A 17,878-nucleotide genomic window follows, 5' to 3' on the forward strand; every position below is an offset into this window, starting at 1 on the left:
GCTTTGCTGGACGAGCGTTGACGGCAAAAAGCCTGGCGCCTTTCCTCTACCCCGTGGATCGGGGGAGAGGTGGCTCGGCGAAGCCGAGACGGAGTGGGGGTCGACCAGCTCAGCATAAGCGCTTTGTAGGGGACAAGCCCCAGGTTCTGCAAGGCCGCCGCGCCCTCAAGCCGGCCGCCACATCGGAATGATCGAGGCGGCCAGCACTAGCGCCAGCACGATGTTGAGCGCGCGCCATTGCCATTCCGTCTTGAGCAGCCGGGCCAACACCATGCCGGCGACGCACCAGACGGACAGCGAGATGGCGGCGGCGAGGCCGAAGGTCGAGCCGAGCAGCAAGGCGAGTTGTCCCGGCCCGTCGGCAAGGGCTGCGAAGGAGGCCGCCGCGCCCAGTCCCATCGCCCAGCCCTTGGGGTTCATCCACTGGATGCCGGCGCCGCCAAGGAAGCTGTTCGGCCTGGCCATCGTCACATCGAGATTGGGTGGCCCGGCTCGGCCGATCTTGAGCGCCAGCCACAGGAGATAGAGCGAGCCGATCACCTTCATCGCCAATTGCAGCGAGGGCACGGCAAGCAGCAGGCCGGCAAGGCCGGCGGCCGCAGCCGCAGTCACGGTGGCGAGGCCGGCGGCGCTGCCGATCATCAGGGGAACCGACCGGCGAAAGCCGAACTGCGCGCCCGAGGCGGTCGACAAGGTGGTGGCGATGCCCGGCGTGGCGGTGGCCACGAAGGCAAACAGGATGAGCGGCAGGATGGGCTGGAGCATGGGGCGTCCTTCGTCGGAGGCTCCATGGTAAACTTGAGCTAATATCAGTAAATGCAATGTTTGCGATGCTTGGCATTAGCACCTATAATGAACGGATGATCCGCAATCTCGATACTGCGCTGGTGCGCACTTTCGTCACCGTGGCCGACAAGGCGAGCATGACGGCGGCCGCCAACGCGCTGCATCTGACGCAGGGCGCCGTCAGCCAGCAGGTCAAGCGGCTGGAGGAGACGCTCGGCTGCAGCCTCTTCGAGCGCGACCGACGCGGCCTGCGCCTGACGCGCTCCGGCGAGCGGCTGTTCGACAAGGCCAAGCGCCTGCTCAGCCTCAACGACGAGATCTGGGCCGAGATGGCGGGAAGTGCTGTCGCCGGCCAGGTGCGGCTCGGCGTGCCCTACGATCTCGTCGGCACCTTGCTGGCGCCGGTGCTGAAGGCCTATGCCGAGACCTATCCGCAGGTCGAGATCTCGCTGGTCTGCGCCTCGTCGCCGGAACTGGCCACGGCCCTTGCGGGAGGTACCATCGACCTTGCGGTGATCGAGGAGCGGGTTGGGCCGACGGCCGGCGAATGCCTTGCCGTCGATCGGCTGGTCTGGGTCGGCGCGAAGGGCGGCGTCGCCCGCGCCAAGCGGCCGCTGCCGGTCTCGATCGTCGCCGACACCTGCGCCTTCCGCCCGGCGGTGCTTTCGGCTCTCAACGAATATGGGCTGGAATGGCGCACCGTGTTCGAGAACGGCAACATAGACGCGACGACGGCGACGGTGCGCTCCGACCTTGCCGTCACCACCTGGCTCGCCTCGACCGTGCCTCCGGACCTCGACATCCTGCCGTTCGAGTCGGGGCTGCCGCCGCTGCCGAATTTTGCCATCAACCTGCATCTGCCAAGGCACGGCGTCGGCCCGGCGGCGCAGGAGTTCGCGCGGCACATACGCGATGGGCTGGCGCGGCGGCCGGTTGCGGCTTGAAACCAGGCAGGAGCTTGGGTTCCTCTCCCCCGTCGATCGGGGGAGAGGTGTCGAGCGAAGCTCGACGGAGTGGGGGTCGATCTTTTTTCGCCTGACTGCCGCTGGCCTCAGTCTTCTTGCCCGCCTGATTGTGCCTGTCTTGCGGTGGTGCGTTTCGCGGAGGGCTTCCCCCACTCCGTCGCCGCTTCGCGGCGCCACCTCTCCCCCCTCCGGAGGGAGAGGAAAGGTGCCAAGGCCGTCCCGCTACTTCCAATTCCTGCGCCGCTCAATCTCGGCTTCGGATGGCTCCCCCGTGACAAACGAGCCGACCTTAATTTCGCCCGCGCGCTCGTAGGTGGCGATGATGACGCCGGTGCTGGTGGCCTGCGACTTGGCAAGCTTGAAGGCGGCCGGCATCGCGTCACCGCCGAACAGGCGCTTGCCCTTGCCCAGCAACAGCGGGAAGATCATCAGCCGAATCTCGTCGATCAGCCCGTTGGCGAGCAGGGTCTGGATCAGATCGGCCGATCCCTGGATGAGCAGGTCAGGTCCATCCTCCTGGCTGAGGCGGCGCACCGTCGCGATGATGTCTTCCCCAAGCGATTGCGTGTTCTGCCAGGTGAGGGTGTCAGGCCGGTGCGTGGCCACATATTTGGTCGCGGGGTTGAAGGCGTCCGCGATCGGATCCTTCTGATACGGCCAGTACGCGGCGAAGATGTCGTAGGTTCTGCGGCCGAGGAGCAGGGCGAAGGGCTTGGAGAAGAGTTCATCCATTGCCGCGCCTCCCACCTCGTCAAAGTAATGGAAGGTCCAGCCGCCGAACTTGAAGCCGCCGACCGGATCTTCTTCCGGACCGCCAGGCGCTTGCATGACACCGTCGAGGCTGACGAAGGTGGCTGCGATGATCTTTCTCATTCGAATGCTCCCGTTTCTCCAATCCATGCCGTCGTGGCCGGACTCCAGCCCCAAGGACGGGCGATCGGCGGCCAATCCGACAGGGCACGCGAAATTCCTGGCGGCCCTCCATCATTTCCGGGATCTGGCGCGCGGTGCCGCATCGAGACCTTTCGACGAGAACCAGACGTCGCTGAAGATCGCGGTGGCCGTGCGGTCCGGTGGCTTGTCCTTGGTCAGCCAGATCGAGCGGCTGCGCGTCGCCTCGTCGCGGGTCGGAATTTTTGCGGCAAGCTCCGCAACCGAGGCACCGAAGCATGGGATGAACCAGGAGCGCATGAAGGGATCGCAGGCGAGGCCCTTTTCGGTACGGGTCACCATCACCGCCAGCGGCACGCGCTCGGCCGGGCGCCAGGGAAAGATCATGCGGCCGCCTGGGCGCAACGCCTCCAGCCATCCGGCCGGAGGGGCGACGACGCCGGCGTTGACATAGATGATATCGGATGGCGGCAAGGGCGCGGTCACGGCATCGCCATGGACGGCGGTCGCGTTGCCATAGGCTTCGAGATTCTTGCGTGCCAGGTCGGCCAGCCTGCCGTCGAGTTCGAAGGCGGTGACGGTGCCGTCAGGTGAAACCAGCCTGGCCAGCAAGGCGGTGTAGTAGCCGGTACCAGCGCCGATGTGAGAAACGGCCTCGCCGGGCTTCGGCGCCAGCTTCCCGATCCACATGGCGTGCAGGAACGGCTCGCCATTGTTGATGCCCTTGTCGGCATCGAGCACCACCAGCACGTTCTGGTAGAGGTGCGCCGGGTCGGCGCTCGGCGTCGTGACCTTGCCGTTGCCGGCGATGATCGTCCACGGCCCTGGGCCGAGGAAGGCTTCGCGCGGCACCTCGGCGAACACCTCTTCCAGGCGCGGGTCGGGCGAGGCGGCATTGGCCGCCATCAGCCGCGCGTAGAATTTCCTGATATCCTCGATATTGCTCATGGCAATGCAGAGATAGCGCGGGCCGGCGATCTGTCGCGGATTACATGTTCAGGAACGTTCGAACTGCCGGTGAAACCTCAGCCGACCCCGAACATCGTGTCGTAGAGCAGCTTGAAGTTCAGCACCAGGATGATCGCCGCGACCACCCAGGCAAGGGCCGCGACAGCGCGCGGAATGGCAAGGTTGCCCATCTTCTTCTTGTCGGAAACGAACTGCACCAGCGGCACCACCGCAAAGGGCAGCTGCATCGACAGGATCACCTGGCTGAACACCAGCAACTGGCCGGTGCCCTTTTCGCCGTAGAGCGCGGTGACGACCACCACCGGGATGATGGCGAGGCCGCGGGTCAAAAGCCGGCGCGCCCAGTTGGGGATGCGCAGGCGCAGGAACCCTTCCATGACGATCTGGCCGGCGAGCGTCGCCGTCACCGTCGAGTTCAGGCCCGACGCCAGCAGCGCCACGGCAAACAGGATGGAGGCGATGCCGAGGCCGAGCAGCGGCGACAGCAACTCGAAGGCCTGGCCGATCTCGGCGACATCGTGGTGGCCGGTGTCGTGGAAGGCGACCGCCGAGACGATCAGGATCGCGGCATTGACGAACAGCGCCAGCATCAGGGCGATGGTTGAGTCCGTCGTCGCCCATTTGATGGCGTCGCGCTTGCCCTTTTCGGTACGCTCATAGGCACGCGTCTGCACGATCGAGGAGTGCAGATAGAGGTTGTGCGGCATCACCGTGGCGCCGATGATGCCGATGGCGATGTAGAGCATCGCGGGATTGGTGACGATTTCGGAGGACGGCACGAACATCGCATGCAGGATCGTGCCGGCCGGAGGCGCGGCGACGAAGATCTGGATGGCGAAGCAGCTGAAGATGATGATCAGCAGCGCAATGACGAAGGCTTCGAGATACCGGAACCCCTTGTTCATCAAGAGCAGCACCAGGAAGGCGTCGAGCGCCGTCAGCATAGCGCCGCCGATCAGCGGAATGCCAAACAGTAGCTGCAGCGCGATCGCGGTGCCGATGACTTCGGCGAGGTCGCAGGCGATAATGGCGAGCTCGCAGGCGATCCACAGCACGAAATTGACCGGGCGCGGGTAGTAGGCGCGGCAGGCCTGGGCGAGGTCGCGGCCGGTGGCGATGCCGAGCCTAGCGGCCAGCGCCTGAAGCAGGATCGCCATCAGGTTGGACAGCATGATGATGAACAGAAGCGTGTAGCCGAACTGCGCGCCGCCGGCGAGGTCGGTGGCCCAGTTGCCGGGGTCCATATAGCCGACCGAAACCATGTAGCCGGGGCCCATGAAGGCGAACAGGCGGCGGAACCAGACGCCCGAACTCGGCACGGCGATCGAGGAATTGACCTCGCGCAGGCTGGGCTGGTCGTCCTCGTCGCGCCTGGCGAACCGCCATGCGGAACGGGAGGCTGTGGCTTCTGCTTCTGACATGGAAAGGCTTTCCGACACGTCCGGGAATATCCATAACCTATGCCATGGCTCAACATTATGCAATAGGCTATATTTCATTGTATGTGCTTTTTATCCGATGCCCCGAAGCGCTGGTGACAGACGCAATTGGGAACGCCGGTTGCGCCTGTGCGGGAATGCAAATAAACGCCCTGAAGAATCAGAGCCCGTGCTATAAAGCAGCAACGGCTAAACTCCCGAGGAGGAGCGCGCATTGGCGCTGAAGAACAGACCGGTCCCGCGCGAGCCACTGCCTGACGCCGACGTCCATTCGGAAGGATTCCGGCAGCAGCGCCAAGCGCGCCGCAGCGCGCTGGTCGAGGATTATGTCGAGCTGATCGCCGATCTGATCGAGGACGGCAACGAGGCGCGCCAGGTCGATATCGCCGCACGGCTCGGCGTCGCCCAGCCGACGGTGGCCAAGATGCTGACGCGGCTGTGCGCCGACGGGCTGGTGTCGAGAAAACCCTATCGCGGCGTGTTCCTGACAGAGGCCGGCCGCAAGGTCGCCGAGGAAAGCCGCATCCGCCACCAGACTGTGGAAGCTTTCCTGCGCTCGCTCGGCGTCAGCGCGGAGACGGCGCGCATCGATGCCGAGGGCATCGAGCACCATGTCAGCGCCGAGACACTGGAAGCGTTCCGCAAGGCGATGACGGCGCGCTGAGCCGCGCCAGCCGCTCCCCGAGCCGCCGGAACCGTCCGATGTCATGCACGTTGCTCCTGGGAGCGCGCGATGTCGCGCGCCAAGGGAGGAAGCGATGGGCATTGAACAGGCACCGACGGCGAAGGGCAAGCAGGCGGCCAGCGGATTGAAGCAGGCGGCTGCGAAGGACGAGCGCAAGACCGAGGCCGAGATCGGTCACCCCCTGAAGAAGGGAGCGGCGCGTTTCGAAGAGCGTTCGAAAAGCTCGGACGGCAAGAGCGCCGGCGCCAAGCAGAAGGGGTAAGTCCGTTGCGCGATGCAGGGTTGGTTCACTCGCGAACATCCTGCACCCAGCTCCTGGGATGGCCGTCGACGCGGAACTGGAAGATGAAATAGGGCGGAATGCAGGTGCCTTCGCCAGGCTTGGCTTCGGCCAGATCGTCATAGCCGGCGGTGCAGATATAGTCCTCGCGGCAGGGACGCGCCTTGTCGCAGGCGCGCAGGCCGGCGGTCTTGGTGAATTCCCTGGTGCAGAATTTGTGATCCTTGCCCGAGGCGATGCAGTCGTTGAAGCCGGTCTTGGCCAACCGGCCGCAGGTGGCCTCGTCGGGAAGCTTGTCGCAGGTCGCCTTGCGCAGCATGCCGCCGGGAAAGCCGCCGGTCTTCTGCTGCGGGTTGTCGTAGCGCTGACGCGCAGCACCGTATCCGGCGAGCTTGACCACCGGCTTCTTGTCCTTCGCGGGGTCGATGGCGCATGCCTTGGCGGTGGCCGGCGACAGACGGCAATACTGGTCGCTGCCCCATGTCGACATCCTGATCTCGCCGAACTCGACCGGGTCGCCGACCGCGGTGCCCTTCTCGCTGACACAGGTGCCGAAACCCGGGTGGATGGCGCCTTCGTGGACGCCCGCGCAGCGCAGGCCGGCGCCGCAGGTCCAGTCCTTGAAGCTTGCGTCCTTACCGCTATAGCAGATCGAGCCCCAGCCATTGTAGAGGTCGGTGCCTTTCAGCGCCTCGGCATATTTCTGGTCGGGACGGGCGGCGAAACCCCTGGTGAAATCCGGATGACCGCCGGCGGCGAACTGCTCGACAATGGCGCGGCGGCGCGGCAGGTCGGCGAAGAAGACGGCCGAGCCAGGCACGAAGACGGCATTGCGGCGCGGCTCGCTGGCCGGGTCGGCGCCGGTGTAGTGGAAGCCGGCTATACCGTGCGTCTGGTGGCAGCCGGTGCAGCTCATCTCGTTCAGCCGCAAGTCGAAGCCGGCCACGGACTTGATGGTGGCGAGCGTATTGCCCTTGGCCACATAGTCCTTCAGTGCCTGGTCGATATCGGCATCGTCGACCAGCCCATAGGCGATGTTGTTCTGCGACCGGCTGAGGCCTCCAGGCGCGACCGAAACGGCGCTTTTGGCCAGGAATTTTTCGTCGATGACCAGCCGGCCATGGTCGAGGTCGTAGATGTTGCGGTCGGTGAGCAGCCATTTGGCGAAGGCCGGCTTGTCGGCCAGCACCGTCGTCCGGTCGATCTGGTTCTCCATCCTCGATTCGTAGAAGCTCGAGGTCGCCGGATTCCATTTGAAGATCTTCAGCAGATACTCGGCGTGACCGCCGAAATCGCGCCGCGTCGAGGCCGACAGCCTGAGCACCTGCATGTTGAGTTCGAGCCGCATGATCTGCGAGGAATTGAGCATGGCGCCCGACAGCGGGCCTTCGTCGGAGCGCAGCCAGGCGGCAAGCTGTTCGGGCGGCAGGTCCTTTTGCCCGGCCGTCAGCCAGCGCCGGGCGACGTCGGCGCAGGACACATCGGTGGTATCGGGCAGATCCTTCGAGGCGCGCGCCTGGGCCTGCTTCGGCTTGGCGTTGAAAACCAGGCTCATGGTCAACGGCAGGCGCGAGGAAATGCGCTGCGCAGTCTTCCCCCCGATTGGCTTGCCCTTGGCCGGCTTTTCCGCAACCGAATAGTGGAAGCGGTAGATCAGCCTGATCTCGCCGCATTCGGTGTGGCCGAGATAGCCGCGGTCCATGCGGTTGACGATGCCGGTCAGGTCGAGCGTAGAGCCGTCGTCGTCGATGTATTTCGGATTGAATTTCTGGCTGGTGTCCTTCGATTTCGCCATGGCGGCGACATAGGGGTCGGGGCTGGTCTTCGGCTCCTCGGCGATCTCAAGCTTGACCGTGTCGCGCACCGTGGCCAGCGCCGGCACCGAAAACAGGCCGCGATTGTCGACCTCGCGGGTGAGGCCGAGTGCCGGTCCGAGCAGGCGGCTGATCGAAAGACCGTCGCGCTCCAGCGCCTGCAAGGTGGCGGGATCGGTGACGGCAACACTGGAATCGAGCGTCACCGCGCCGGCGTCCATAATGCCAAGACAGAGCAGGGTCGCGAGCAGCGACAGGAATCGACCGATCGTCTTCACTCTCACGCACCCCTCCGTTGCGGCGATGCTACAGGCCTTCGCCGTTCCCGGCCAGTGCACTGAAGCCATCACGCGGGCGCTGCCTCGGCCGCTGAGAAATGCTGTGACTTGGCGCAACCATTGGGATATTTGTCTGGTGGGTTGAGCCGGCCGCACCGGAGCAACGAGGACGTTTACATCACGGGGAGTTGCCATGCTCTGGAAAGGCCGTCGTCAGAGTGACAATATCGAGGACGACCGCAGCGGGGGTGGCGGCGGTGGGCTCGGCGGCGGTGGCGGGCAGTTCCGCCTGCCGATCGGCGGCCGCACCGGCGGCGGCGGCAGCATCTTCCTCGTCATCCTGGTGGTGCTGGCCGGATGGTATTTCGGCTTCGATCCCTCAGCGATACTGGGCGGTGGCGACGGTGGGCTGCTGCCCGGCGGCGGTGGCCAGATCACCGACAACAGCGGCGGCCAGGACAGCGGGACCGCCCCTGCCAATGACGAGATGAAGCAGTTCGTGGCGACTGTGCTCGCCGAGACCGAGGATACCTGGACCGGCATCTTCAAGTCGCAAGGGTTGACCTATGAAGACCCGAAGCTGGTGCTGTTTTCCGGCCAGGTGCGTTCGGCCTGCGGCTTTGCCTCGGCGGCTGCCGGACCGTTCTATTGTCCTGGAGACCACAAGGTCTATCTCGACATGACCTTCTTCCAGCAGCTCGACCAGCAGTTCGGCGCTTCCGGCGAGTTTGCTCGTGCCTATGTGATCGCGCATGAGGTCGGTCACCATGTGCAGAATCTCACCGGCATCATGGGCAAGTTCAACCAGATGCGGCAAGGCATGAGCGAAGCCGATTCCAACCAGCTGTCGGTGCGCATCGAGTTGCAGGCCGACTGCTTCGCCGGTGTCTGGGCGCACTACACCGGGCAGAAGGGCATATTGGAGCAGGGCGATTTCGAAAGCGCGCTCAACGCCGCCAAGCAGATCGGCGACGACACGCTGCAGAAGAAGATGCAGGGCTACGTCGTGCCGGAAAGCTTCAACCACGGCACCTCGCAGCAGCGGCAGACTTGGCTGGCGCGCGGCTACAAGAGCGGCAAGCTTTCGGATTGCAACACGATGAGCGGTGCAATCTGAGCACTCGATTCACGCCGGTAGCCTGACGGCGAACACGCCGTCAGGGGATGTCAGGATCAAACATTCCTGCCTGTTCCCGCATTGTTCCTTTTTACGGTCTCGCCTATAAGGTGCGTCCGCCCAGGCCCCGGGGCGGACAGAGGAGCTTGACCCGTCATGATCGATCCCAAAACCGCCAGGCGGGGCCTGGCGCTCGTTTTCACCACGCTGCTGCTCGACATCATCGGCTTCGGCATGATCATGCCGGTGCTGCCGGCCTATCTCAGGGAATTGACCGGCGTCAGCATCAGCGGCGCGGCGATCGAGGGCGGCTGGCTGTTCTTCGTCTATGCGGCGATGCAGTTCTTCTTCGCGCCGATCATGGGTGGCTTGAGCGATCGATTCGGACGGCGGCCGATCCTGCTCGCCTCGGTGCTGACCTTCTCGATCGACAACCTGATCTGCGCGGTCGCGTGGTCCTACCCGATGCTGTTCATCGGGCGTGTGCTGGCCGGCATTTCGGGCGCCAGCTATTCAACGACATCGGCTTTCATCGCCGACATATCGAACGATGAGAACCGGGCGAAGAATTTCGGCCTGTTGGGCATCGCCTTCGGCGTCGGTTTCGTCATCGGGCCGGTGCTGGGCGGATTGCTCGGCACGTTCGGACCGCGGGTGCCGTTCTATTTCGCCGCCGGGCTTGCCTTCGTGAACTTCCTGATCGCGATGTTCTTCCTGCCCGAAACGCTGGATGAAAAGCATCGCCGCCGCTTCGAATGGAAACGCGCCAACCCGGTCGGCACGCTGCTGCAGATGCGCCAGTATCATGGCATCGGCTGGATCGGGCTGGTCTTCTTCCTGATGACGCTCGGCCACATGATGTACCCGGCGGTCTGGTCGTTCGTCTCCAATTACCGCTATGGCTGGAGCGAGCAGCAGATCGGCTTCTCGCTCGGCGCCTTCGGCCTGTGCGGCGCGATCATCATGGGCACGGTTCTGCCACGCGTCATCCCCAGGCTCGGCGAATGGAGGACGGCGGTCATCGGCCTGACATTCACGGCGGCGAGCGCCTTCGGCTACGCCTTCGCCTCGCAGGGGTGGATGGTCTATGCGGTGATCGTCGTCGGCTGCCTGGAAGCGCTCGCCGACCCGCCGCTCCGGAGCCTCGCCGCCGCCAAGGTGCCGCCGTCGGCACAGGGCGAACTGCAGGGCGCGATGACCTCGATCTTCTCGATCACCTCGATCATCACGCCGCTGCTCTATACGGCGATCTTTTCCTGGTTCACCGGGCCAAGCGCGCCGGTGACTTTCGGTGGTGCGCCCTATCTGGTCGGTGCGTGCTTCCTGACGCTGGCGGTCATCGTCTTTGTCACCAAGGTGGCGCGGCCGGCGACGCGTATAAATGTCACCACCGGCGTCGCCGAAGACGGAGCACAGGTATGAGCCATGACAACCGCATTGCGCTGACAAAGGACGTGTCGCTGTCGCGACTGGCCTTCGGTGCCTGGCGCCTTCTCGGCGGAGCCGTGCGCCCGGATGCCGATCAAGTCGCAAGACTGATCGGCAGCGCCGTCGATCTCGGCCTGACCAGTTTCGACCATGCCGACATCTATGGGCACTACGAGGTCGAGGCAGCGTTCGGCGCCGGGCTGGCGCGCTGGAAAGGCAAGCGCGAGCAGATCGAGTTGATCTCGAAATGCGACATCATGCTGGCGTCCGCCAACAGGCCGCAAAACCGGTTGAAGCACTACGACACCAGCGCCGCGCATATCACAGCCTCGGTCGACCGTTCGCTCACCAATCTCGGCACCGACTATCTCGACCTGTTGCTGCTGCACCGGCCGGATCCGCTAATGGATGCGGACGAGACGGCGGCGGCACTTGCCGCGCTGGTTAAATCAGGCAAGGCGAGGGCGGTCGGCGTGTCCAATTTCACGCCGTCGCAGTTCGACCTGCTGGCATCGCGGCTGCCGTTTCCCTTGGCCACCAACCAGATCGAGATGTCGGTGCTGAAGACGTCCGCGCTGACCGACGGCAGCCTCGACCACGCGCAGCGTCTCGGCTACGCGCCGATGGTCTGGTCGCCGCTCGGTGGCGGCTCGCTGTTCACCGGCAAGGAAGCGCGCGAGGCGCGAGTGCGGGCGGCGCTGGCGGCGGTGGCAGCCGAGATCGGCGCCGGCGATCTCGCCGCTGTCGCCATCGCCTGGCTGCTGCGCCATCCCGCCCGGCCAGTGCCGGTGCTCGGTTCGATGAACCCAGAACGTTTGGCCGCGATGGTCAAGGCGCTCGATATCGTGCTCGACCGCCAGCAATGGTTCGCCATACTGGAAGCCAGCGAAGGCCGGCCGGTGGCTTAGGATCGGGTGTTTGGGGAGCGAGGCTGCGAGATGTTTGCGCTGCCCCTCATCCGCCTGCCGGCACCTTCTCCCCGTATAGTGACGGGGAGAAGGGAGATCCGCCGTGACCTCGCCGCCCTCTTTTGCAACGTCGATAATTGGCGAAATCTTGGCGAGGGCGTCTTTCTCCCCGTCACTATACGGGGAGAAATGCCCGGCAGGGCAATGACGGGCGCCGTGGCGCCTCTTAAGCCCGCTCGGCCAGCAATTCCTCGCCGCGCTTTTCGCGGATCAGATTGACGAAGCGGCGGAAGAGATAGTGCGAGTCCTGCGGGCCGGGCGAGGCCTCGGGGTGATGCTGGACCGAGAATACCGGGCGGCCGGTCAGCGCTATGCCGCAGTTCGAACCGTCGAACAGCGAGACATGGGTCTCCTCGACGCCGGCGGGCAGCGAGTCGGCGTCGACGGCAAAGCCGTGGTTCATCGAGACGATCTCGACCTTGCCGGTGGTGTGGTCCTTGACCGGATGATTGGCGCCGTGGTGGCCCTGGTGCATCTTGGCGGTCCTGCCGCCCAGCGCCAGCGCCAGCATCTGGTGGCCGAGGCAGATGCCGAACACCGGAATGTCGGTCTTGAGCAGATCCTGGATGACCGGTACGGCATAGCCGCCGGTGGCTTCCGGATCGCCGGGGCCGTTGGAGAGAAAGATGCCGTCGGGCTGCATGGCCAGGATCTCTTCCGAGCCGGTGCTGGCCGGAACCACGGTGACCTTGGCACCGAGGCCGGAAAGCAGGCGCAATATGTTGCGCTTGACGCCGTAGTCGATGGCGACGACGTGCATGGAGGGCTCGGCCTGTTCGCCAAAGCCTTCGTTCCACACCCAGGGCGTCTCGCGCCAGACCGAGGACTGGCCAGAGGTGACTTCCTTGGCAAGGTCGAGCCCGATCAGGCCCGACCAGGCGGCGGCGCGACGCTTCAGGTCTTCGAGGTCGAAGACGCCGTCGGGCGCGTGCGCGATGACGGCGTTGGGCATGCCCTTTTCGCGGATCAGCGCGGTCAGCGCGCGGGTGTCGATGCCCGAAAGCGCGACGATGCCGCGCTTCTTCAGCCACTGGTCGAGGTGACCGGCGGCGCGGTAGTTGGACGGATTGGTGACGTCGGCCTTGAACACCGCGCCCACGGCGCCGGCGCGTGCGACCGGGTTGAGGTCCTCGATGTCTTCGCCGTTGGTGCCGATGTTGCCGATATGCGGGAAGGTGAAGGTGACGATCTGGCCGGCATAGGACGGGTCGGTGAGGATTTCCTGGTAGCCGGTGAGTGCCGTGTTGAAGCAGACTTCGGCGACAGCCGAGCCGGTGGCGCCAAGGCCGCGACCCTCGATGACGGTGCCGTCGGCCAGCACCAGCAAGGCGGTCGGCTTTTCGATTGCCCAGGCGGGCGTCATCTCGGCCATGTCGGCACTCCTATCAGGCCGCGCGCTTGCAACCGGCCCGTTGGGCCATCCGCGCGGCAAACGGCGCGAAGCGGCGAATTCGCGGCTCCCACGCAGTCAGGCTTCAGTTCATGCAAGGCTGAGTACATAGGGGAAGGGAGCAGGGCGGTCAATGATCATGCGAAATGCGACGGCGATTTATTTCATCTAGCAATATCAGAGGCTTGCCGCGTGATATGAGGGTTTGCCTTGGCTTGTCCCCGGCGTTATTGTCCGCGCCGGCCGAAGGAGAAAGCATGATGCGCGGAAAAATCGCCGAATCCCTGAAGAGCGCGATGAAGGCCCAGGACAAGCACCGGCTGCCGACATTGCGGCTGATCCAGGCCGCCATACACGATCGCGACATCGCCAATCGCGGCGCCGGCAAGGAACCGGCCAGCGACGAGGAGATCCTGCAGATACTGGCCAAGATGGTGAAGCAGCGCGAGGAATCGGCCAAGGCGTTCGAGGACGGCAAGCGGCCGGAACTGGCGGCGCAGGAGCGCGGCGAGATGGAGATTATCCGCGGCTTCCTGCCGACGCAGCTCGACGATGCGGCGATCGCGGCCGCGGCGCGCGAGGCGATCGCGGCCACGGGTGCCGCCAGCCAGAAGGACATGGGCAAGGTGATCGCCGCGCTGAAGCAGAAATATGCCGGCCAGATGGATTTCGGCAAGGCAAGCGGCATCGTCAAGGGGCTGCTGCAGTAGGGGCGCTGTCCATCATCCACCTCCGGAGCGATTTCAGCCGACCCGACTTGGTCGCCTCCGAACCCATGTCTTGGAGTTGAAACTCGGATACCGCCGAGTCACCAAATGGCGAGCAGCTTTCGGAACGATCCCGTCGCCTTGCCATTATCACCATGAGGACAGGCTCGGATTGGGGATGCCGCAACGGACCACTCAGATGACCCTGCGTCATCTCCTCAGCCTGCGACGCCAACACGAACATGCCGGAGGAAGCGATGACCGGACGCAGAACCCACGATCAGCAGATGCGCATCATTGAAGAGCGGGAAAATACCAAGAACGCCAGCAAGGATTTCGATGCGAAGGCGGACCTGAAACGGTCGCCAGCGGAACGTGAAGCGCTGCGCAAGGGATCGGACATGAGGACCGACACACCTGATCTCGTCGATCCCGACGATCGCAACATCCTTCGCGGCAAAAATCAGGAAAGCGTCCATCACAAGAACCGCAACTAGGCACCAACCCTGCAACATCTTGGCATAAATTGGAGGCAGCCCATGGCACGCGGTAGCAAGAAGCACATCGGAGCAGGTTCACAGGGAAAGGGGTCTGGCACAGGTGCCATGACTGTAACGCCAAAGGACAAGCTGGAAGAAAACCAGGTCCTTTCCAATCGCGACAAGGCACAGCATTCCCGGGAACGCGGTCTGGACTCCAAACAGGTCGCGACCGAGCAGCGCCAGGACCATGCCGCAAACCGTTTGCGGGACTGACGCCCGGCAGCGCGCCAGTCCCGGGTCGGCTGGTTGGCGAGCCGCCGGATTCGGTGACGCCGCTACTTGGCGCCGACGCTCTCCGGCCAGAGCGCCTGGATTTCCTTCGGCAGCGCGTCCCGCACCTTGGCCGACTGACCAAGGTCGATATGCCGGGTAAGAACCCGGAACACCGAGCGCGCGGCATCTTGGGGATCGACAGGGCGGATCGATTTCAATTCCTCGTCGATATGCTGCGAGAAATCTTCCAGGGAGCGCGTCTTGTCCGGCTCGGCTGCGGGCCGGTAGTGGTCGTAATAAGCACCGCGCACCAAGAGCGGCAGTTCCGCCCCAAGCTTGGCCGCAAGTCCGATCTGCAGCCTGTCCCTTATGGTCCGCAAGACCGCACCCAATATGTGCCAGGCAATCCGCCGATCCGGCCCATGATCTTCCATGATCTCGTCGAGCCAGATGTTCGTTGTCTGCAGCGTCCTGTCGAAAACATCCAAACCGGTAGCGCTCATCGTCGCCTCCTCGTCAAATTCATGTCCGGTCCCGAAACGATGCTTGGGGACAATCGTTTCGTTGTCCGTCGATAAAATTGCCTCGGCGGCCCGGCCAGGCTGCTACGCGGACACCTCGAGCACGATCTTGCCGCGGACATGCTCGTTCTCCAGCCGCTCCTCGGCCGTGGCGACCTCTCCAAGAGGATAGACAGCCTGCACGAAGGGGGTGACCTTGCCGGCGTCGATAAGGCGGCCAATCTCCGCGAGCTGCGCCGCATTCGGCTCGGCCACATAGGAGACGCCACGCGCCCGATGCAAGTTTGCCTTTTCCTGCGAAGGTTGGGAAAGCGTGGAAACAAGTGTCCCGCCTGGCTTGAGCACCTCCCAGGAGCGGTCCTGCGTGTCGCCCGCGATGAGGTCGAACACAAGGTCGACCTCATCGACGACCTCTTCGAAACGCTGGTTCCTGTAGTCGACCGTCTGATCGGCGCCAAGCTCACGGACGAAGACGACATCCTCGGCCGAAACGGTTGTCGCGACGAACGCACCCGCGGCCTTGGCCAGCTGGATCGCCATATGACCGACGCCGCCGGCGCCGCCATGGATGAGTACCCTTTGGCCGGATTTGAGGCCTCCATGGTCGAACAGGCCCTGCCACGCGGTGATGCCCGCAAGCGGCACCGCCGCGGCTTCGACGTGGCTTAGACGATCCGGTTTGGCGGCCGCCTCCGTCGCCTTGACCACGACGTATTCGGCATTGCCGCCTCGGTCCTGACCAAGCATGGCAAATAGCTCGTCGCCCTTCTTCAGCGTGTGCGCCCGCGTGCCGCATATTTCCACCGCGCCGGACACATCGCGCCCGAGCGTGATTGGCAGAGCCTGGTTCCTCGAACCTTCGCGGATCTTGTAGTCGACCGGATTGACGCTCGCTGCGCGGACCCTGAGCAAAACCTCGTCGTCAAGCGGCTGAGGCAAGGGGACTTGTTCGATGGAAAGAACCTCCGGCCCGCCAAAAGTATGGATACGAACTGCTTTCATATCGACACCTTCTCTGTCACGCATGGCTCGGCTGCGGGTTGCCGTTAGCGGCCGGTTGCGGGCGCTCCGCGCTCATTTACCCATCATCCGCCAGCCGGCGTTTCCAACGTCATCGGCGATGAGCAGGTGTCATCGCCGATAAGCAGGGCGGTCCTGCTAGGCCGCGGACTGCGTCGGAGGGTTCTGATGCATCATCCAGAGCTCGATCGCAGCCAGGACCGCGACCAGAACGCCGATTACAACATGCACGCTCATAGCCGTGGTTGCCTGGAATCCAAGCACCCAGGGAGACACGAGTACCCAAAGGCCCACAACGAGGTTCAGCCACTCCTCCCAGACAGCAAAGGCGGCGAGGGCGGCGATCGAAAGTACGACGATCACGATTCCGCTGCCCATGGCATTCTGGGACTGCGTTCCCGACGCGAAGGCGAATAGCCAGGGAGACACGAACAGAATTGCTCTTAGGATCAGATTTGCAACGTCACAAAGCTTGGCGTTTGACCACTGGTTCATGATTTTTCTCCATCAAGCGTGCTTTCCACGCTTCCGAAGCTCAGCTGGTCGGCCTTGAGACCGCCGGTCAAATCGCGGCAAGGCTGCAACCAGACTTGCCGGCCTACTAACTGGGCCGGCTCACTAACTGGGCTGGCTTACTAACTGGATTGCAGTCCGTCGGTTCCAATCGACAAATCTGGAGCGCAGCCAGGCGCGTTTCGGCCCGCTGGATCCGTCCGCGAGGCACAAATGCCATCTTGACCTACGCGTGGTGTGTACGCGTTCTGGCCGACTTCCGCGCCGCCTGCTTCCTGCCGCGGGTGCCCTTGGTGCGCACTGCCTTGCGTGCGGCGGCGGAACGACCGGATGCACCTTTCGTGTCGGCCGCCTTCTCCGCGGCAGCCGAGCGTTCCTCGGCCGTCCGGCGCGAGGCCGCGCGCTTGGCCTGCTGCGACAGCGCCTCGTGCGATGCCGTGTTCTTCGGCTCGCGCTCAAGCACCTTGGAGACCGCTTTCGAGACTCGCGGCCGGCGTTTCGGCTTGCGTTCGCCCTGGCCAGCCTCATACGCATATTCGGCGCTCTTGCGCGTGCTCTCCTTCACCTTGCCCTTTTCGGGCGGGGGCAGGTCCACGCCTGCCCGTCTCGCCTCGGAAAGTCCGATGGCGATAGCCTGCTGCGTCGAGCGTGCGCCATGCTTCCCCTGGCGGACCTTTTCGATTTCGTCCCGCACAAACTCGCCGGCTTGCGTGCTCGGCGACTTGCCCTCGCGCTTGTCCTCTCGGGCCTTCTCCATGATTTTCTTGGTCATCTCTCCCAACTGTGGCGTTGCCGTTCGCGCTATGGTGCGCTCGTCTCAGGTGGTCAACGCGGCGAGGATGCAAATGATCCCAATCGCGGCCTATGCCGATAGTCCTTGGGTTGTCGAAGTCAACGAAGAGCGGTCAGGCGCGGTGCGAGGCGATCGCCGACACCGCGCAGAACCAACTCGGTGGTCCTTCGATCAATATACCGCCACGACATTTGGCTCGTTGGCGAGGTCGGTTTTGACGCGTACGATGGTCCCATCTACGCCCGGCAACAGCGATCCACATGTGCTGGGATATAGGCTCGCTGTATAAATGAATGTGGTCGAATTACCTTCGTTCAAGATGTTGCGAAGCTCGAAATCGCTTGATTTGAGATAGCCGTGCACTTTGAAGAACGCTCCACCATGGTCGTGGGCGAAGGTCGATGTGGCCTCTTTGGACAATGTTTCGCTTCTTGATTGATCGCAGGTCATCTTGGGAGCTGGAGAGCCCGCGGGATTGAAGAGGACGTAAAGTACTGAGGCATTCGCAAACAGTGATGCCGTCAGAATGATATTTTTCATCATGGCCGATAATCCAGTT

Annotated in this window: 20 protein-coding genes; 9 read left to right on the plus strand and 11 right to left on the minus strand. The window is 64.0% G+C overall.

What is annotated here, in order from left to right:
• Positions 1-165: 165 nt before the first annotated feature.
• Positions 166-765 (minus strand): LysE family translocator, encoded by a 600-nt coding sequence (locus tag MESOP_RS12050; protein WP_013893612.1) that lies wholly within the window; start codon positions 763-765, stop codon positions 166-168.
• A gap of 56 nt (positions 766-821) precedes the next feature.
• On the opposite strand from MESOP_RS12050, the gene MESOP_RS12055 reads away from it, so the two are divergent.
• On the plus strand, positions 822-1,730 hold the full coding sequence (locus MESOP_RS12055) for a LysR family transcriptional regulator (RefSeq protein WP_013893613.1): 909 nt from the start codon (positions 822-824) through the stop codon (positions 1,728-1,730).
• A gap of 243 nt (positions 1,731-1,973) precedes the next feature.
• On the opposite strand, the gene MESOP_RS12060 is transcribed toward MESOP_RS12055, so the two are convergent.
• From MESOP_RS12060 to MESOP_RS12070, 3 genes are all read right to left on the minus strand, one after another.
• A complete protein-coding gene (locus MESOP_RS12060; protein ID WP_013893614.1) occupies positions 1,974-2,624 on the minus strand; it encodes a dihydrofolate reductase family protein in 651 nt (216 codons plus the stop codon).
• Between the two features lie 111 nt (positions 2,625-2,735).
• Positions 2,736-3,590: a protein-L-isoaspartate O-methyltransferase family protein gene (locus tag MESOP_RS12065; RefSeq protein WP_013893615.1), complete on the minus strand. Its 855-nt coding sequence runs from the start codon at positions 3,588-3,590 to the stop codon at positions 2,736-2,738.
• Between the two features lie 77 nt (positions 3,591-3,667).
• Positions 3,668-5,032, minus strand: a complete 1,365-nt coding sequence (locus MESOP_RS12070) for an Nramp family divalent metal transporter (protein WP_013893616.1) — start codon at positions 5,030-5,032, stop codon at positions 3,668-3,670.
• A gap of 232 nt (positions 5,033-5,264) precedes the next feature.
• Between MESOP_RS12070 and mntR the strand changes: the two genes are divergently transcribed.
• Entirely contained in the window at positions 5,265-5,714 is a 450-nt protein-coding gene (gene mntR / locus MESOP_RS12075; RefSeq protein WP_013893617.1) for a manganese-binding transcriptional regulator MntR, read from the plus strand.
• Between the two features lie 94 nt (positions 5,715-5,808).
• On the plus strand, positions 5,809-5,997 hold the full coding sequence (locus tag MESOP_RS12080; RefSeq protein ID WP_013893618.1) for a hypothetical protein: 189 nt from the start codon (positions 5,809-5,811) through the stop codon (positions 5,995-5,997).
• Positions 5,998-6,022: 25 nt separating this feature from the next.
• Here the strand turns inward: MESOP_RS12080 and MESOP_RS12085 are convergent, their stop codons facing one another.
• Positions 6,023-8,113, minus strand: a complete 2,091-nt coding sequence (locus MESOP_RS12085) for a hypothetical protein (RefSeq protein ID WP_013893619.1) — start codon at positions 8,111-8,113, stop codon at positions 6,023-6,025.
• 187 nt (positions 8,114-8,300) lie between these two features.
• Between MESOP_RS12085 and ypfJ the strand changes: the two genes are divergently transcribed.
• The 3 genes from ypfJ to MESOP_RS12100 all read left to right on the plus strand — a co-directional run bounded on the left by ypfJ (position 8,301) and on the right by MESOP_RS12100 (position 11,560).
• Entirely contained in the window at positions 8,301-9,224 is a 924-nt protein-coding gene (ypfJ, locus tag MESOP_RS12090; protein WP_013893620.1) for a KPN_02809 family neutral zinc metallopeptidase, read from the plus strand.
• A 156-nt stretch (positions 9,225-9,380) separates the two neighbouring features.
• Positions 9,381-10,646, plus strand: coding sequence for a TCR/Tet family MFS transporter (locus MESOP_RS12095; protein ID WP_013893621.1), 1,266 nt, complete (start codon positions 9,381-9,383; stop codon positions 10,644-10,646).
• Positions 10,643-11,560, plus strand: coding sequence for an aldo/keto reductase (locus MESOP_RS12100; RefSeq protein ID WP_013893622.1), 918 nt, complete (start codon positions 10,643-10,645; stop codon positions 11,558-11,560). The genes MESOP_RS12095 and MESOP_RS12100 overlap by 4 nt, the downstream gene beginning before the upstream one ends.
• A 226-nt stretch (positions 11,561-11,786) precedes the next feature.
• Here MESOP_RS12100 and carA read toward each other — a convergent pair whose 3' ends face one another.
• On the minus strand, positions 11,787-12,992 hold the full coding sequence (carA, locus tag MESOP_RS12105) for a glutamine-hydrolyzing carbamoyl-phosphate synthase small subunit (protein ID WP_013893623.1): 1,206 nt from the start codon (positions 12,990-12,992) through the stop codon (positions 11,787-11,789).
• Positions 12,993-13,267: 275 nt separating this feature from the next.
• On the opposite strand from carA, the gene MESOP_RS12110 reads away from it, so the two are divergent.
• The 3 genes from MESOP_RS12110 (at position 13,268) to MESOP_RS12125 (ending at position 14,472) form a co-directional block, all read left to right on the plus strand.
• Positions 13,268-13,720 (plus strand): GatB/YqeY domain-containing protein, encoded by a 453-nt coding sequence (locus MESOP_RS12110; RefSeq protein WP_013893624.1) that lies wholly within the window; start codon positions 13,268-13,270, stop codon positions 13,718-13,720.
• Positions 13,721-13,974: 254 nt separating this feature from the next.
• Complete coding sequence (locus tag MESOP_RS12120) at positions 13,975-14,214, plus strand: hypothetical protein (RefSeq protein WP_013893625.1); 240 nt, start codon at positions 13,975-13,977, stop codon at positions 14,212-14,214.
• Between the two features lie 42 nt (positions 14,215-14,256).
• The gene (locus MESOP_RS12125; RefSeq protein WP_013893626.1) at positions 14,257-14,472 is read left to right on the plus strand and encodes a hypothetical protein; all 216 of its coding nucleotides are present in this window, start codon (positions 14,257-14,259) and stop codon (positions 14,470-14,472) included.
• A 62-nt stretch (positions 14,473-14,534) separates the two neighbouring features.
• Here MESOP_RS12125 and MESOP_RS12130 read toward each other — a convergent pair whose 3' ends face one another.
• From MESOP_RS12130 to MESOP_RS12150, 5 genes are all read right to left on the minus strand, one after another.
• Positions 14,535-14,975 (minus strand): DUF2267 domain-containing protein, encoded by a 441-nt coding sequence (locus tag MESOP_RS12130; RefSeq protein WP_013893627.1) that lies wholly within the window; start codon positions 14,973-14,975, stop codon positions 14,535-14,537.
• 102 nt (positions 14,976-15,077) lie between these two features.
• The gene (locus tag MESOP_RS12135; protein ID WP_245265075.1) at positions 15,078-16,019 is read right to left on the minus strand and encodes an NADP-dependent oxidoreductase; all 942 of its coding nucleotides are present in this window, start codon (positions 16,017-16,019) and stop codon (positions 15,078-15,080) included.
• A gap of 132 nt (positions 16,020-16,151) precedes the next feature.
• Positions 16,152-16,508 carry an SPW repeat protein gene (locus tag MESOP_RS12140; protein WP_013893629.1) on the minus strand — a complete coding sequence of 119 codons (357 nt, stop codon included), beginning with the start codon at positions 16,506-16,508 and terminating at the stop codon, positions 16,152-16,154.
• A 244-nt stretch (positions 16,509-16,752) separates the two neighbouring features.
• On the minus strand, positions 16,753-17,298 hold the full coding sequence (locus MESOP_RS12145) for a DUF6496 domain-containing protein (RefSeq protein WP_013893630.1): 546 nt from the start codon (positions 17,296-17,298) through the stop codon (positions 16,753-16,755).
• A gap of 192 nt (positions 17,299-17,490) precedes the next feature.
• Positions 17,491-17,862: a hypothetical protein gene (locus MESOP_RS12150; RefSeq protein WP_013893631.1), complete on the minus strand. Its 372-nt coding sequence runs from the start codon at positions 17,860-17,862 to the stop codon at positions 17,491-17,493.
• Between the last annotated feature and the right edge of the window lie 16 nt (positions 17,863-17,878).

Origin of the sequence: Mesorhizobium opportunistum WSM2075 (genome assembly GCF_000176035.2) — a bacterium.
GTDB lineage: Bacteria > Pseudomonadota > Alphaproteobacteria > Rhizobiales > Rhizobiaceae > Mesorhizobium > Mesorhizobium opportunistum.